We start from the raw sequence: 15,160 nt of genomic DNA, 5'->3' as shown, positions 1-15,160 counted from the left end.
TGATTGTATGTCCACCCCCCAGCTTGCCTTAAATAGTAGGCTAAATCTTGACCTTTCACGCAAAAAATTGACTTTGCGCGCCAACTAATGCAGCGTTACTTCTATTAAAATAATAATAACTATGAATGACCTATGTTTTATATCAGTTGCCAGATAATTCGCTCACTTGTATTTTTTTTAGAACGCCAAGGCATGTGTAGCAAACAAATTGAAGCTTTGCTCGGTGAACGACTGAGAGATTTGGACGATGTAAGCGCCCGCTTTCCTATCGCTGACTATGAGTCACTCATGCACTATGGCGATAAAATATTACAACAAGAGCATATTGGGCTGGAGTTTGGCAACTCTTTAAAAGCACAAAATTGGGGGCTATTAGGTCATGTTGCATTAGTGAGCAAAAACTTAGAAAAAGCACTGGAGCATGCACAGAGATTAAGCAAAACAATACGAAACATTGGTCACATTGAACTCGTTTCTGAAGACGAGTTTTGTCGTCTAAGCTGGCATGCTCAAAGTAACATACAGCATTACATGGTAGATGAATTATTTAGCAGTTGGCTTTCATTTGCTAAGCACTGTTGTCACAATCATGCCGATGTTAGCCTTGAAAAAGTACAGTTGACTAGACCCACCCCAACCCCAGAAAGTTTAACTGTTTATAAACAGGTTTTTAATTGCCCTATTGAGTTTTCAGCTAACTCAAATTCTCTTATTTTTAGTAAATCGATTCTTAAATGTCGACTGCAATCTCCTAACCCCGAGCTTGAAAACATTTTATTATCTCAAGTCGATACAGCTGTATCACAGCATGATTATGCCTCGCAGTTAGTTACTTTCATTAATACCCAATTGCCTCACATACCGACCCTTGAGCAAGCATCAATTCAACTCAATATTAAAAAACGCACTTTACAACGTCACCTTTCAAATCAGCAACTTAGTTTTTCTAAACTCATCGATCAGCAACGAAAACTGCTTGCAAAAGAGATGCTTCTAAAAGGCCTATCTGCACTGGAAATTAGCAACAAGTTAGGCTTTTCTGAACAAAGCGCTCTACAACGCGCCTTTAAGCGTTGGTACAAAACCACGCCAAAAAAGTTTTTAGCTTTATATACTATTTAAGTTGTATTATTTTTTTTTGCCCATATAACTTAGCAAATTTAAAAAAATGACGAGTAGTTAAGGGCTTACCAAACCGCCCATAATTATTTGAGCAATCATTAGTGCAAGGTCAAGAGGATTAATTAAAAATAAATTTGCCTCAGTCTAATGATTCTGCTATTTATAGCCGCCGGCTAACGCTGGGCAAAATATTAAGGATTTAGGAGAAAGTTATGCCAGACCAAAAAAGACTAGGGTTATTGGCTCAGGCCGGGTTGGAACCATACCAAGAACAGCCAGGTGAAGAGTACATGAATGAAGCACAACGTGCTCATTTCAAAACAATTTTAGAAGCTTGGCGTAACGATTTACGTAACGAAGTAGACCGTACTAAATCGCATATGCAAGACGAAGCAGCTAACTTTCCGGATCCAGTAGACCGTGCAGCACAAGAAGAAGAATTCTCATTAGAACTTCGTACTCGTGACCGTGAGCGTAAACTGATCAAGAAAATTGAAAAAACGATTCAATTAATCAAAGAAGATGACTTTGGTTTCTGTGAATCATGTGGTATCGAAATAGGTATCCGCCGCCTAGAAGCACGTCCTACAGCTGATTTATGTGTAGACTGTAAAACGCTTGCGGAAATTAAAGAAAAGCAATCTGGACGCGGTTAATATCCTTTAATTAGCCCATGTCTACCACAGCCGTTAACACGCCATTGCGTGAGTATCGTGGCCGCTTTGCGCCATCCCCTTCAGGGCCATTACACTTTGGCTCACTTATAGCGGCTGTGGGTAGCTTCCTTGATGCAAAAGCCAATCAAGGAAGATGGTTAGTACGCATTGAAGATATCGACACAACGCGAGTTGTAAGCGGTGCTAGCGACGATATATTACACACCTTAGAGGCTTACGGCCTACACTGGGACGAGCCCGTCATATACCAAACCCATCGCCATGAGCAATACCAAACCATTGTAGACGAATTAATTTCACAAAACCTTGTTTATGCATGCCATTGCACGCGCAAAGAAATTAAAGCAATCGGTGGAATATACCAAGGCCACTGCCGGTATAAAAACCACGCTTTAACTGATTCAGCGCTACGTTTAACCCAGCAATTTGCAACCAGTCACTACCATGATTTAATTCAAGGTGAAGTGTATGTTGATAGCCAACTTGCCAAAGAAGATTACTTAATAAAGCGCAGCGATAGTTTATTTGCTTACCAACTGGTCGTAGTCGCCGATGATATCGCACAAGGTATTACAAGAGTCGTTCGCGGCGCTGATTTACTCGAGCCGACTGCACGACAACTTAGTTTGTTTAAGCAACTAAATAAACCGGCCCCAGAATACGCCCACCTTCCTTTAGCGGTAGCTAAACCTGGTTTTAAGCTATCAAAGCAAAATTACGCCCCAGCAATAGCAAAATCAAATCCAAAGCCCGCGTTGTTCGATGCCTTGCGTTTTTTAGGTTTAAAGCCAGAAAGTTCACTATTATCGTTAAGTATCGAACAGATGTTAGCTTGGGCTGTTGAAACTTACCGCCTTGAACACATACCAAAGGTGCAAGAAATACAAGTTAGCGAGGATCCTAACTCTCCTTTTTGTAACTTTGTTACTATTGAAAAATAAATTGCCAATTTTAAAGGCCGAGTAACTTAATTTTTCAGCCTTGCTGGTATATGATAGCGACCCAAAGTGTGCGAATCATCAACACCTTAATTTAGCGCCATTTAATACACACTGATTACACGTCAATCTCACATCGGCGAAGTATCAAACAAACGCTATACTTGATGAGTCGCAAAGTCCGCGTCGTAGGAGACAGATTATTATTTCTAAGCTTTTTCAATTTTGTCGGCAGATTATTGGCCCAAATGCCACGACATCAAGTGATGCTTTGCCAACGAGCGAGTTACCTTTGGTGATCGAACGCAGTGAACATGGTATTTCACGCAAACAATTTAGCCCAAATGCAATCAAAGTATTGTACCGCCTTAAAGAAGGTGGTTTTGATGCCTACCTTGTAGGTGGTTGTATTCGAGATATATTGTTAGGCCAACAACCAAAAGACTTCGACGTTGTAACAAACGCAACCCCTGAGCAAATCAAAAAGCTATTTCGTAACTGTCGTCTAATTGGTCGTCGTTTTCGTTTAGCCCATATCGTGTTTGGTCGAGAAATTATTGAAGTGGCGACCATGCGCGGCCATCACGAAGCCGAAGAAAGCAAAAATCAAATTAGCCAATCAAGCGAGCACGGCCAACTCCTGCGCGACAATGTCTATGGCAGCATCGAAGAAGATGCCGAGCGCCGTGACTTTTCGATTAATGCACTTTACTACTCAATTAACGACTTTTGTATTTATGACTATGCCAATGGCATTAGCGCGATAAAAGCAAAACAAATAGAGCTGATTGGCGACCCAGAAACGCGTTACCGTGAAGACCCTGTGCGCATGTTACGCGCAGTGCGTTTTGCCACCAAACTAGGAATGAGCATTGCACCTGGCACCGAAAAGCCAATTAAAGGCCTTGCTAATTTACTCGACCATATTCCGCCAGCTCGTTTGTTTGAAGAATCACTCAAGTTGTTCTTAAACGGCAAAGCAGAAGAAAACTACTTAATGCTACGCCAGTATGGTTTATTCAAAGCATTATTCCCTGCGCTTGATAAAATCTTAGATGCCAACCCTGAAGGCTTTGAACATACGTTTATCCTGCAAATGTTTAAAAACACCGATAAGCGTATTAATGCTGATAAAAAAGTCACTCCAGCCTTTATTTTTGCAGCCCTTTTGTGGTTCCCATTACTGAGCATTGCTAAAAAGTTACAACAACGCGATCAACTTTCAGAGTACGATGCATTTGCACAAGCGATGAACAAAGTACTGAGTGAAAACGCACAACATGTAGCAGTACCAAAACGCTTCACACTGGGTGCACGCGATATTTGGCATATTCAGCAACGTCTTGATAAACGAGGTGGTCAACGTGCTTATAGGCTGACTCAACAGCCTCGCTTCAAGGCAGCCTATGATTTCTTACTTTTGCGTGTGCAAGCTGGCGAAGAGCAGCAAAAAGAGCTTGCTGATTGGTGGACAACCTACCTAAGCCAAGACATCAACGGCCAAAAAGAGATGGTTAAAAATTTAGGACACCAAGGTGGCCCTAAGCGCCGTCGTCGCCCACGCAAGAAAAAAGTAGACTAAGTATGCATACCGTTTATTTAGGTTTAGGTGCCAATTTAAACGCGCCACGTAAACAAATTCATGCTGCTGTCGCTGCCCTAAAAGCATTAGAAGATGTTGAGTTTGTTTGTGTATCCCATGATTACGCAAGCAAACCCATGGGGCCACAAGATCAACCCGATTATGTAAATGCGGTCGCATGTGTTAAAACTGCACTTATGCCAGAGCAGTTGCTTGATTTAACGCAAGCCATCGAGCTTGAGCATGGCCGTGTTAGAAAAGAACAGCGCTGGGGTCCGCGTACCCTTGATATAGATATTTTATTGTTCGGTAATGACGTAATAGACACCCCTCGCTTAACCGTGCCTCATTATGGCCTAACAGAGCGAGAGTTTGTTGTTTACCCCTTGTTGGAAATTGCACCAACACTTGTACTACCGAATAATCAATCACTTGCTGATATAACAAAAACGTTGCCTTTAAACGATTTACAACAACTCCCTCAGCAGTAATCAACCAAGGCTAAGCCTTAGAGGAAATTATGTCTAAAATCACCGTTTCAACCTTGAATAAAATGAAACAAGAACAACAAAAAATCACCGCATTAACAGCTTACGATGCCAGTTTTGCTAAATTGTTTCATGATAATGGCGTCGAGGTGATTTTAGTTGGTGACTCTTTAGGGATGGTATTGCAAGGTGCTGATGACACATTAGCAGTAACCAACACAGAGATTGCTTATCATACACGCTGCGTACGAGCAGGTAGCCGTGAATTATTTGTAATTGCTGACTTACCCTTTATGACCTATGCCAACCCAACTGATGCCTGTAAAAATGCTGCAGAGCTGATGCGTGCTGGGGCAAATATGATCAAGCTTGAAGGTGGCGAATGGCTGCACGACAGCATTCGTGCGATGACCCAACAAGGTATTCCAGTATGTGGCCACCTAGGCTTAACACCTCAGTCAGTGCATGTATTTGGTGGCTTTAAAATTCAAGGTCGTGAGCAATCTCAAGCCGATAAAATGGTTAGCGATGCGAAAGCACTTGAGGCGGCAGGTGCGCAGTTACTTGTTTTAGAATGTATTCCAAGTGAGCTTGCTAAACGTATTACTGATGAGCTGAACATTCCTACCATTGGTATTGGTGCAGGTAATCAAACTGATGGGCAAATCTTAGTTATGCACGACTTAGTTGGTATTTCAGCAGGCTATATTCCTAAGTTTTCAAAGAATTTCTTATTAGAAACCGGCAATATGCCAGCAGCAGTGCAAAAGTATTGTGAAGATGTAAAAAGTGGTGCTTTCCCAAGTACCGAACACGAGTTTAAATAAATGCAATCAATCACTGAAATCAAATCGTTACGCAGCCAAATCAAAGCTTGGCGTCAAGCAGGCCTGAGCATTGCACTAGTGCCTACTATGGGCAATTTACACCAAGGTCACTTTTCACTGGTTGAAAAAGCCAAAACCTTGGCTGATAAAGTGGTTGTGAGTATCTTTGTGAACCCAATGCAGTTTGGGGCTAACGAAGATCTTGATAGCTACCCACGTACACTTAACGAAGATAAACAAGGTTTAGCTGAACTCGGTACTGATATCGTGTTTACACCATCCGTTGAAACGATTTACCCAAATGGTTTAGGCGAGCAAAGCTTTGTCGATGTGCCGGGTGTTTCTATGGGTTATTGTGGCGGCTCGCGCCCTGGTCACTTCAAAGGCGTCGCAACCGTTGTTACTAAGTTATTTAATTTAGTACAGCCTGACTTTGCTTGTTTTGGTGAGAAAGACTTTCAGCAGCTGCAAGTGATTAAAACCATGACACGCGATTTATCTATCCCTGTAGAGATAATTGGCGTACCTACTTGCCGTGAAATCTCTGGGTTAGCAATGAGCTCTCGTAATGGCTATTTATCTGATGAGCAAAAAGACACTGCAAAAGTACTGTTTGCCACGTTAAATAATACAGCAACAGCACTGAAGCAAGGCAATGCAGACATTGCTACACTTGAGGCTGATGCAAAAGCACAGCTTGAAAGTGCAGGCCTTAAACCTGACTATTATGCGGTAGCAGAGCGCTCAACATTAAAGCCGGCAACAACGGCTGATAAACAACTTGTTATTTTAGCTGCTGCTTATTTAGGCTCAGTACGTTTAATTGACAATTTACAAGTTGAGCTGGATTAAATAGCAATAATCTGGGTAAGATGGATTGCAAAGAAAAGACATAAACTAGGGATAAGCATGAAAAAACTACCTGCAATTGCAGCAACATTATTTGCTATGACATTACTGTCTGCTTGCTCAAATAAAATTGAAAACCCAGAAATGCAACAATGTGCTCAACAAAACTACCAATGCGAGGCAAGCTGTGAACAACAAAGCACTGCTGATGGCTTAGTTCATAAGGTGTGTAGTAACAAGTGCATTGAAGCTTATAATCAATGTAAAGCTAATGCCGAAAAATTAGGTGAAGTTAAATAATACTCACTTTTAGCTCGCTTATTAGGGCACTGAAACCTGTTCGGTGCCTGCACTTCTCTTCTCGATTACAATTTCATTTCCATAATTAAGCCTCTGGTAATTTTGTTCATATTTTTGTTTACCCTTTAATCTATTCATATTAGGGCAAGCTTTCGTTCATTAAACTTCTCTATATTGGTGACGAATAAACAACTGCAACCATGTAATTGTTTCTCACTAATTTCAAAATTTTACTCTTCGCATTAAACTGCACCAACTCAAAGTCATTGAGATTATTAGTTTTTATTTTGGGTTCAGTAATTGCTAAGGGATATGAATGAATTAACGTGATTTACGGCTAAAGGAAAATTGAATGAGACCAGAAACTCGAACCAAGCTCTTCAGTGCTGCTAAAAAGAAGACCTTATTGGGCGTATTATTAGCCATGAGCGCAGGTCATACATACGCAATTGAAGAACAAGAGCAATCAAACGTAACTAAAACAGAACAAACAGCCGTTAAAGTTCAAGCAGCCGAAAATGAAAAACTGGCCTCAAAGGAAAAGGCTGCTGTTGAGCTTAAGCCTGAGATGATCACTATTCCGCAAGAAAAGCTATTTGATGTTATCACTGCGCGTGCGAAAAAACTCGCTTCAGAGCCTTATGTAGCCCCGAAAGATCTTGAACTTGAGGCGCTCACAAGCATCAATTACCAAGACTACCGTGCAATCCGTTTTCGTACTGAGCAAGCAATTTGGAAAGATCAAAGCCTTTATGAAGTGCAGTTGTTCCACCCAGGCTTTTTATATCGTTCACCGGTTGCAATTAATACTCTTGAACAAAACGCTGAAGTAAAAAGTTTACCTTTTAAAACAGATTACTATCGTTATGATGCAACTGCTGCCCCGTTAGAGCAAGAGATCAGTACTGCGATTGCCAATACACAACTTGGCCATGCAGGTTTTCGTTTGCATTTTCCACTGAACAACAACCAGTACAAAGATGAAGTGGCTGTGTTCCAAGGTGCTTCATATTTTCGTTTAGTTGGTCCGCACCAAGTATATGGTCTGTCAGCCCGTGGACTTGCGGTGGATACAGCTCTTAGTTCAGGTGAAGAATTCCCTGTATTCAAAGAGTTCTGGTTAGTAAAACCAGCACCCGAAGATACCACTATCGTGCTCTACGCATTATTAGATAGCCCATCTGTGTCGGGCGCCTATCGCTTTGAATTAACTCCCTCTACTAACACTGAAGTAAAAACCGAGATGCAAATTTTTGCCCGCAAAGACATCAAAAAGCTTGGTATTGCCCCGCTAACAAGTATGTTCTACCACGGTGAAAACAGTACTAAGTTCTTCGACGATTACCGCCCTGAAGTACATGACTCTGACGGTCTTCTAATGCAATCAGAACAAGGTCAATGGGTTTGGCGCGCACTCAATAACCCGAAGAAGCTAAGTGTCACTTCGTTTAGCTACGAGAACCCGAAAGGCTTTGGTCTTGCACAGCGAGACCGTGACTTTAATAACTACCTTGATACCGAAGCACATTATCACAACCGTCCGAGTATGTGGATTGAGCCAGAAGGTAATTGGGGTAAAGGGCGCGTTGAGTTAGTAGAGATCCCAACAGATACAGAAACCAACGACAATATTGTTAGCTACTGGGTGCCAGAGCAGCCAATGAAAGCCGGTGACAGCTTAAGCTTTAGTTACAAGCTTTCGACTTTCAATGCCACGCTTGCAACTCAAGATAAAGCGAGTGTGTTAAGAACTCGAATTGGTAGTGCAGCATTACCTGGTGAAGACAATCCACCACCAAAAAGCCACCGCCAATTTACCGTTGATTTTAGTGGCGAAACCATTAATCAACTATCAGCTAATTTTGCCATGCAAGCGGATCTTACACTCTCTGCTGGGCAAATAAGCGATAAAACGGTACAGCAGTTACCAAACAATCAAGGATGGCGCGTAGCCTTTAAAGTGGCGCCAGAGGGAGATAAGCCAGTTGATATGCGCTTATCGTTAAAACTACGTGATAAAGAAATCAGCGAGGTATGGAGCTATGTCTGGTATCCAAACGACGTCCAATAGTAAAGCGTTAGAAGCAACAGCAATGCCATTTAAGAAAACCCGCGCTTGGCTTTTTTCGAGCCTAGCGCTCAGCATTACCGCCTATGGCGTGTGGATCATGTTCGATATTTTAAATTCTAACGGCATGACACCGCTTGAGTACGCTTTACTGGCATTATTTACAGTCACCTTCGCGTGGATTGTTACAGCCTTTTGTAGTGGCTGTATGGGCTTTATCTTGCAATTATTTCGTATTGACCCGTTGACCTTAAAACGTCAAAAGCCAATCGAGATTAATCAGCATGCCTTGAGCCAAACGAAAACAGCCATTGTTATGCCTATCTACAACGAAGATACAGAGCGTGTAATTGCCGGTTTTGAGGTTAGCCTTCGCTCGCTGGCCAAAACAGGACAAATGCCACATTACGATTTTTACTTACTTAGTGATACGCAAGACCCTGAAATCGCACGTAATGAACTAAAAGCATGGAATGCTCTCACTAAGCGTTTAGGTGATTTAGCTGCGCATACTTTTTATCGTCGCCGTGAAGACAACAAACACCGTAAAGTAGGTAACTTAACTGACTTTTGTGAACGTTGGGGCAGCCAATACGATCATATGATTGTGCTTGATGCCGATAGCATTATGACGGGTCAATGTATGCTTGAACTGACTTCTAGCATGATCAGCAATCCAAAATCAGGTTTGATCCAGACGATCCCTATTCCGGTTCGCCAAGACACGTTTTTTGGTCGCTTTTTACAGTTTGCATCGATTTTATATAGCCCAATGTTGGCAACTGGTTCTGCTTTTTGGCAAACAAACCAAGCAAACTACTGGGGTCACAATGCAATTATTCGCGTTGAAGCATTTACAAAATGCTGCGGCCTGCCAGTTTTAAAAGGCAATGCCCCATTTGGCGGTGAAATCTTAAGTCATGACTTTGTTGAAGCCTCACTGCTACACCGTAGTGGCTGGGATGTGTTACTGCTGAGTGATGTTGAAGGTAGCTACGAAGAAGTGCCAAGTAACATTCTCGATTACGCAATTCGAGATAGACGATGGGTGCAAGGAAATATCCAACATTTAGGTTTATTGCCTAAATCTGGCCTTAAGCTAATGAGTAAAATGCACTTTTTATTTGGTGCCACAGCGTATATTTCATCGTTAATTTGGTTATCTATGCTGGCATTAAGTACCTTAGATGCAGTGACTCGTGCTCTTAATAGCGACGTATACTTTAACCATGCTTATCAGCTTTTCCCAACCTGGCAAATTGCCAAAACGGATCTAATTGATTCGTTGTTATTCATTACTGCCGTATTACTGTTACTACCCAAATTAATGGGTATTATTGTGACTTTAGTACACCGTAATAAAGCCTTTGGTGGCACGATGAAGCTAATTGCAGGTTCACTCATCGAAACGGTTTTTGCCATTGTAATTGCGCCGCTAATGATGGTGTTTCATAGCTATTTTGTCGTGTGCGTATTTTTAGGTAAAAAAGTGAGCTGGGATGCACAGCCTCGTGAAGGTAGAATGGTACCGTGGAAGGAAGCGATTGGTTATACGTTATTTTCGACTATTACCGCGATTATTTGGGGCTCGGTTGCTTACTATTACACACCGACCTTCTTTTGGTGGTTATCACCTATTTTAGTGGGCCTTATTTTAGCAGCGCCAATTGTACGTTACTCAAGCAGCATCGGCTTAGGTGTGAAAATGCGTAAAATGGGCTTATTCTTATGTCCAAGTGAAGTTGAAAACGATGATACCTTAGCGGCACTTCGTGTACATCAACAAGAAATTGGTTTACCTAAGGATGAGCACGCTGACTTTAGTGTACCTGCACTACCTAATGAATACCCAACGGTAATGCCAATTCAAAGCTTTAAGGCTCCCTCGGGTAAAAAGCGTAAGCAAGTACGTCTTGCTCAGCAACGCATTAAGGCAAAATTATTTGCTAAAAGCTAAACGAAAAAAAACCGCTCACTGAGCGGTTTTTTCGTCTATGTCTGTATGGTTGTTACAGAAGGCCTAGCTTTTTAAGTTCAGCCATTGCCATTTTACCTGAAAGTGGCACATAACCATCTTTCTCAACAATTTTTTGACCGTCTACAGAAAGAACCATTTTTAAGAACTCTGCATCGATTGGTGAAAGCGGCTTGTTAGGGTGCTTGTTCACGTAAACGTATAAGAAACGAGATAGTGGGTATTTACCTGTTGCTACGTTTTCTAATGTTGCATCAACAAAGTTGTCGCCTTTCTTAGAAAGTGGAACCGTACGTACACCTGATGTTTTATAACCGATACCTGAGTAACCAATCGCGTTCACTGAAGAAGAGATTGACTGTACTACAGATGCAGAACCAGGTTGTTCGTTTACGTTGTTACGGAAGTCACCTTTACAAAGTGCTTTCTTCTTGAAGTAACCGTAAGTACCCGATACTGAGTTACGACCGTAAAGCTGGATATCTTTTGCTGCCCAATCGCCCTCAAGACCTACTTCGCTCCAACGATTAACCTGTGCATCAGCACCACATTTACGTGTTGAAGAGAAAATCGCATCAACTTGGTCAATACGTAAACCTTTGATTGGGTTATCTTTGTGTACGAATACAGCAAGAGCATCGATTGCAACGCGTACTTCAGTTGGCTTGTAGCCGTAACGCTTTTCGAATGCTTCAATTTCTTTTGACTTCATACGACGGCTCATTGGGCCGAAGTTTGCTGTCCCTTCAGTTAATGCTGGAGGAGCAGTTGAAGAACCCGCTGCTTGGATTTGAATGTTTACGTTTGGATAGAAGCGCTTGTACTCTTCTGCCCAGAACGTCATCATGTTTGCAAGCGTGTCAGAACCTACAGATGAGAAGTTACCAGAGATACCACTTACTTTAGTGTACTCAGGCATATCTTTATCAACTGCAGCTGCTTGTGCTGATACAAATGTTGTTACAGCCACACCCATTGCGGCAACGAGATTTTTGAATTTCATAGGGGTTACTCCGATTTGTTCGTCCCATTTCCTAACTGCGGTCTACTCTAATGACACTAGATGACAGTTAGATTACCCTTAAATGACATTTTTATGACTTTGCAGTTTTTTTAATATTATCTGTTAAACGCACGACTTTTTCGCTACCAAATGCAAACGCAAAGGTCGAGCCTTGGCCTAATTTACTGCTGATATCTAAACGACTGTCATGCCTTGTAAGTACATGTTTTGTAATCGCTAAACCTAATCCTGACCCACCTGTAGTGCGGCTACGCGCTTTATCAACACGATAAAAACGTTCCGTTAAACGGTTAATATGTTCAGCAGCAATACCATCACCATTATCGGTCACACTAAACGCGGCTTGGTTATTTTTAAGCTGCCAATCAACCACAATCTTGCCACCGGGCTTGGTGTAATGAATGGCATTAAAAACAAGGTTAGAAAAGGCACTTCGTAATTCGTCTTCAGCCCCTTTAATGTCTAAACTCGCATCAACATTAAAAATAAGCTCATGGCCTTTATCTTGGTTTAATGACTGTGCTTCGGTTTGAATATAGGTAAGTAGCTGCGGCACATTGACAGGCTTATCGTTATCTTGACGACGTGCTCCCTCAATACGCGACAACGATAATAATTGATTAACCAGACTGTCCATGCGCTTACATTGTTCAAGCATGGTAGTTTGCGCTTTTTGCCACATAGCAGGAGGTGGTAAGCTATCTGAATCAAGCATTTCTAAGTAACCGGTTACCACTGTAAGTGGTGTTCTCAGCTCATGAGAAACATTGGCCACAAAATCTTTACGCATCTGCTCAAGTTGCTTTAAGCGAGTAACATCACGCACCACCATCATCAACTGTGAACTTGCATAGGGCATAACACGAAACTCTAAGGTTTGATCGTAGCTGTGGCCACCATCAAGCTCGAGCGGTTCATCGAAACAGGCTTTATGCATGTACTTTGCAAACTTAGGATCGCGAATAAGATTATCTAAGCGTTGCCCATGATCGGTAGGCCACTGTAACCCTAAAACCTTTAAAGCCAATTGGTTACACCAAATGATGCTGAGATCTTTTTGTAAAACCACTACCGCATCAGGCACAGCCTCGGCGCCATCACGAAAGCGGCGTATTAAGTCTGCAAGTTCATTACGTTTTTTACGGTTTCGATGTTGTAAGTGATAGATCCCTTCAAAGACTTGCTCCCACGCTCCCTCCCCTTCGGGTGGGTTGAAACTACGTTGATTAAGAAGCCAATCGCTGAGGCGATATAATTGATGATAATGCCAAATTAGCAGTGCAAAAGAGCCTAAAAATAAAAGCAAAAAAGGCGCACCTACAAGTACGCCAACTAATAACAAAGGTAAGAAATACATAAACAGGCGTTTTGCTAACGCCTGTTTATTCACTACTCGATACATACACTCACTTTACCTTAAGTATGTAAATTAGCTTGTTAAGGTCATTGCTATGACACTTATAATTTACTTGAAAAACGATAGCCTGCACCGCGAACGGTTTGTACTAAACGGTCATGCCCTAATGGTGCAATCGCTTTACGTAGACGACGAATATGTACATCAACTGTACGGTCTTCTACATATACATTTGTTCCCCATACATGATCAAGTAATTGTTCACGGCTGTAAACACGTTCTGGATGCGTCATGAAGAAATGGAGTAATCTAAATTCAGTAGGACCCATATCTAATTCACTCCCTTCTGATGTTACACGGTGTGAGATTGGATCAAGGCGTAAACCATGAACTTCAATGGCTTCTTCTAATGAGGTTGGTGAAACACGGCGAATAACCGCTTTAATGCGCGCCATTAATTCTTTAGGAGAAAATGGTTTTGTTACGTAATCATCAGCACCTACTTCAAGACCGCGTACTTTGTCTTCTTCTTCACCGCGAGCTGTTAGCATGATGATAGGAATTTGACGAGTGTATTCGTTTTGCTTAAATTTTTTCGCAATTTGAATACCGCTACCACCTGGTAACATCCAATCTAATAAAACCATATCTGGGTATGGTTCTACCATAGCTTCAATTGCAGAGTCATAATCTTCTGCTTCAATTGCTTGAAAACCATTTTGCTCTAGAACAAAAACCAGCATCTCTCTGATAGGCGCTTCGTCATCGACGACTAGTACTTTACGTGACATTCCAATTTATCTCTTTCGTTAGCGAACTGGTTTCATTATTATGACTAAGTATGACATTTTTATGAAAGTCTAACGAGTAATTCAAAAAGCGCAAAAAAATCAATGCAAAAATAGCCATTTTTTACGCTTTAATAGTAAATTTCGGATTAAAAGTCATACCTTAAAGTGACTGCCAAGTGATCTTCATCAGCATTATTATCTAGTGAAAACTGCGTATACCACATGTACATACGTGCTTGTTTTGACAGGCTTCGTTCAACGCCAACAGAGGTACCACTCCCCGAATCTTTTAACTTACCGAAGTTACCATCAGTATCTTGGTATTGCGCCAATAACTTATATTTATCTATTTTGTAGGATGCACTTACCAAAAAGCCATCTTCTTTATCAGAACCAGCTATTTTTTCGCTTTGTTGATACATACCACCTAAGGTTAAATCACCTAATTTACCTTGCGCCGTAAACCGTGTTGTATCATAACCGGCTACTTTACTGTCGTGGGCAACACTGACAAAGTAAGGCGCTCTTTTAAATTTACTATCACCATACATAAAGGCCGTAGAAACGCCGGTTTCTTCATCTTGTTTAGAATTATCTTCAGCAATATAGGTGACCACAAATTGCATATTGCCGACAATTGGCGAGCTATAATGAACCACATCGCCAAGGCGATTTTCGCCATTAAATAAGGCTTTAACATCACCATTAAAGTCGTTCATTAAATCAATTTTACCCTGCGATACTTTTAACGCTGTATCATGTCGACCAAGTACTACCTGCCCAAAACTGCCTTGAAGACCAACATATTGGTTTCGAGCGGTAATATTCTCTTCTGTTTTACCATCGCTATCTTGATCAGCCGCATTTACTGCAAATTCAAACTTATATACAGCTTTTAATCCATCACTTATTTCACCACTGCCTTTAATACCCATACGTGAACTGTAGCTCTCAATAGACGTTTCGCTGCCATCGCCAGTGTCGCTATTAGCAACCCCTAAATGGGCCCGACCATACACATCTACAGCTTCGGCAACACTATGAAAAGAAATAAAGCACATTGCAAAGCTCGACAACATCATGGCAGGTTTGTTCATGGTAGCGATCCTTAATTTAAGCAGTAACTTAAAAATCGAACATAAAGGGCTTTTGGTCAAGGCAA

Annotated in this window: 14 protein-coding genes; 10 read left to right on the top strand and 4 right to left on the bottom strand. The window is 41.6% G+C overall.

Translation table 11 applies throughout. The annotated features are described in order from the left end of the window. Positions 1–132: 132 nt before the first annotated feature. The 10 genes from L1272_RS09890 to mdoH all read left to right on the top strand — a co-directional run bounded on the left by L1272_RS09890 (position 133) and on the right by mdoH (position 10,808). Positions 133–1,122: an AraC family transcriptional regulator gene (locus tag L1272_RS09890; RefSeq protein ID WP_235373282.1), complete on the top strand. Its 990-nt coding sequence runs from the start codon at positions 133–135 to the stop codon at positions 1,120–1,122. Between the two features lie 212 nt (positions 1,123–1,334). Then, positions 1,335–1,778 carry an RNA polymerase-binding protein DksA gene (gene dksA, locus L1272_RS09885; protein ID WP_054551179.1) on the top strand — a complete coding sequence of 148 codons (444 nt, stop codon included), beginning with the start codon at positions 1,335–1,337 and terminating at the stop codon, positions 1,776–1,778. A gap of 17 nt (positions 1,779–1,795) precedes the next feature. Next, complete coding sequence (gene gluQRS / locus L1272_RS09880; protein ID WP_235373281.1) at positions 1,796–2,740, top strand: tRNA glutamyl-Q(34) synthetase GluQRS; 945 nt, start codon at positions 1,796–1,798, stop codon at positions 2,738–2,740. A 292-nt stretch (positions 2,741–3,032) separates the two neighbouring features. Next, positions 3,033–4,319 (top strand): polynucleotide adenylyltransferase PcnB, encoded by a 1,287-nt coding sequence (pcnB, locus tag L1272_RS09875; RefSeq protein WP_235373295.1) that lies wholly within the window; start codon positions 3,033–3,035, stop codon positions 4,317–4,319. 2 nt (positions 4,320–4,321) lie between these two features. Continuing rightward, positions 4,322–4,810 (top strand): 2-amino-4-hydroxy-6-hydroxymethyldihydropteridine diphosphokinase, encoded by a 489-nt coding sequence (folK, locus tag L1272_RS09870; RefSeq protein ID WP_054551177.1) that lies wholly within the window; start codon positions 4,322–4,324, stop codon positions 4,808–4,810. A 29-nt stretch (positions 4,811–4,839) separates the two neighbouring features. Beyond that, positions 4,840–5,634 carry a 3-methyl-2-oxobutanoate hydroxymethyltransferase gene (gene panB, locus L1272_RS09865; protein ID WP_054551176.1) on the top strand — a complete coding sequence of 265 codons (795 nt, stop codon included), beginning with the start codon at positions 4,840–4,842 and terminating at the stop codon, positions 5,632–5,634. Further along, entirely contained in the window at positions 5,635–6,486 is an 852-nt protein-coding gene (gene panC, locus L1272_RS09860; protein WP_054551175.1) for a pantoate--beta-alanine ligase, read from the top strand. Positions 6,487–6,582: 96 nt separating this feature from the next. Then, positions 6,583–6,783 carry a hypothetical protein gene (locus L1272_RS09855; RefSeq protein ID WP_370625252.1) on the top strand — a complete coding sequence of 67 codons (201 nt, stop codon included), beginning with the start codon at positions 6,583–6,585 and terminating at the stop codon, positions 6,781–6,783. A 352-nt stretch (positions 6,784–7,135) separates the two neighbouring features. Further along, positions 7,136–8,854 carry a glucan biosynthesis protein gene (locus tag L1272_RS09850; RefSeq protein ID WP_235373280.1) on the top strand — a complete coding sequence of 573 codons (1,719 nt, stop codon included), beginning with the start codon at positions 7,136–7,138 and terminating at the stop codon, positions 8,852–8,854. Next, positions 8,826–10,808: a glucans biosynthesis glucosyltransferase MdoH gene (gene mdoH / locus L1272_RS09845; RefSeq protein WP_138599593.1), complete on the top strand. Its 1,983-nt coding sequence runs from the start codon at positions 8,826–8,828 to the stop codon at positions 10,806–10,808. Before L1272_RS09850 ends, mdoH begins: the two co-directional genes overlap by 29 nt. Before the next feature lie 52 nt (positions 10,809–10,860). Here mdoH and L1272_RS09840 read toward each other — a convergent pair whose 3' ends face one another. From L1272_RS09840 to L1272_RS09825, 4 genes are all read right to left on the bottom strand, one after another. Further along, entirely contained in the window at positions 10,861–11,829 is a 969-nt protein-coding gene (locus L1272_RS09840) for a PstS family phosphate ABC transporter substrate-binding protein (RefSeq protein WP_054551171.1), read from the bottom strand. 91 nt (positions 11,830–11,920) lie between these two features. Next, positions 11,921–13,252, bottom strand: coding sequence for a phosphate regulon sensor histidine kinase PhoR (gene phoR, locus L1272_RS09835; RefSeq protein WP_138616392.1), 1,332 nt, complete (start codon positions 13,250–13,252; stop codon positions 11,921–11,923). Positions 13,253–13,308: 56 nt separating this feature from the next. Beyond that, positions 13,309–13,998 (bottom strand): phosphate regulon transcriptional regulator PhoB, encoded by a 690-nt coding sequence (phoB, locus tag L1272_RS09830; protein ID WP_054551169.1) that lies wholly within the window; start codon positions 13,996–13,998, stop codon positions 13,309–13,311. A 146-nt stretch (positions 13,999–14,144) separates the two neighbouring features. Continuing rightward, positions 14,145–15,095 (bottom strand): porin, encoded by a 951-nt coding sequence (locus L1272_RS09825; RefSeq protein WP_235373278.1) that lies wholly within the window; start codon positions 15,093–15,095, stop codon positions 14,145–14,147. Positions 15,096–15,160: the final 65 nt, after the last annotated feature.

This window comes from Pseudoalteromonas sp. PAST1 (assembly GCF_021532515.1).
Lineage (GTDB): Bacteria > Pseudomonadota > Gammaproteobacteria > Enterobacterales > Alteromonadaceae > Pseudoalteromonas > Pseudoalteromonas simplex.
This window is presented reverse-complemented; position numbering and strand designations above follow the sequence as displayed.

What these genes read in the sequence shown, in the direction of transcription:
- L1272_RS09890 (WP_235373282.1), top strand. Translation starts at nt 133, where the DNA reads ATGTTTTATATCAGTTGCCAGATAATTCGCTCACTTGTATTTTTTTTA.
- dksA (WP_054551179.1), top strand. Translation starts at nt 1,335, where the DNA reads ATGCCAGACCAAAAAAGACTAGGGTTATTGGCTCAGGCCGGGTTGGAA.
- gluQRS (WP_235373281.1), top strand. Translation starts at nt 1,796, where the DNA reads ATGTCTACCACAGCCGTTAACACGCCATTGCGTGAGTATCGTGGCCGC.
- folK (WP_054551177.1), top strand. Translation starts at nt 4,322, where the DNA reads ATGCATACCGTTTATTTAGGTTTAGGTGCCAATTTAAACGCGCCACGT.
- panB (WP_054551176.1), top strand. Translation starts at nt 4,840, where the DNA reads ATGTCTAAAATCACCGTTTCAACCTTGAATAAAATGAAACAAGAACAA.
- panC (WP_054551175.1), top strand. Translation starts at nt 5,635, where the DNA reads ATGCAATCAATCACTGAAATCAAATCGTTACGCAGCCAAATCAAAGCT.
- L1272_RS09855 (WP_370625252.1), top strand. Translation starts at nt 6,583, where the DNA reads ATGACATTACTGTCTGCTTGCTCAAATAAAATTGAAAACCCAGAAATG.
- L1272_RS09850 (WP_235373280.1), top strand. Translation starts at nt 7,136, where the DNA reads ATGAGACCAGAAACTCGAACCAAGCTCTTCAGTGCTGCTAAAAAGAAG.
- mdoH (WP_138599593.1), top strand. Translation starts at nt 8,826, where the DNA reads ATGTCTGGTATCCAAACGACGTCCAATAGTAAAGCGTTAGAAGCAACA.
- L1272_RS09840 (WP_054551171.1), bottom strand. Translation starts at nt 11,829, where the DNA reads ATGAAATTCAAAAATCTCGTTGCCGCAATGGGTGTGGCTGTAACAACA.
- phoR (WP_138616392.1), bottom strand. Translation starts at nt 13,252, where the DNA reads ATGTATCGAGTAGTGAATAAACAGGCGTTAGCAAAACGCCTGTTTATG.
- phoB (WP_054551169.1), bottom strand. Translation starts at nt 13,998, where the DNA reads ATGTCACGTAAAGTACTAGTCGTCGATGACGAAGCGCCTATCAGAGAG.
- L1272_RS09825 (WP_235373278.1), bottom strand. Translation starts at nt 15,095, where the DNA reads ATGAACAAACCTGCCATGATGTTGTCGAGCTTTGCAATGTGCTTTATT.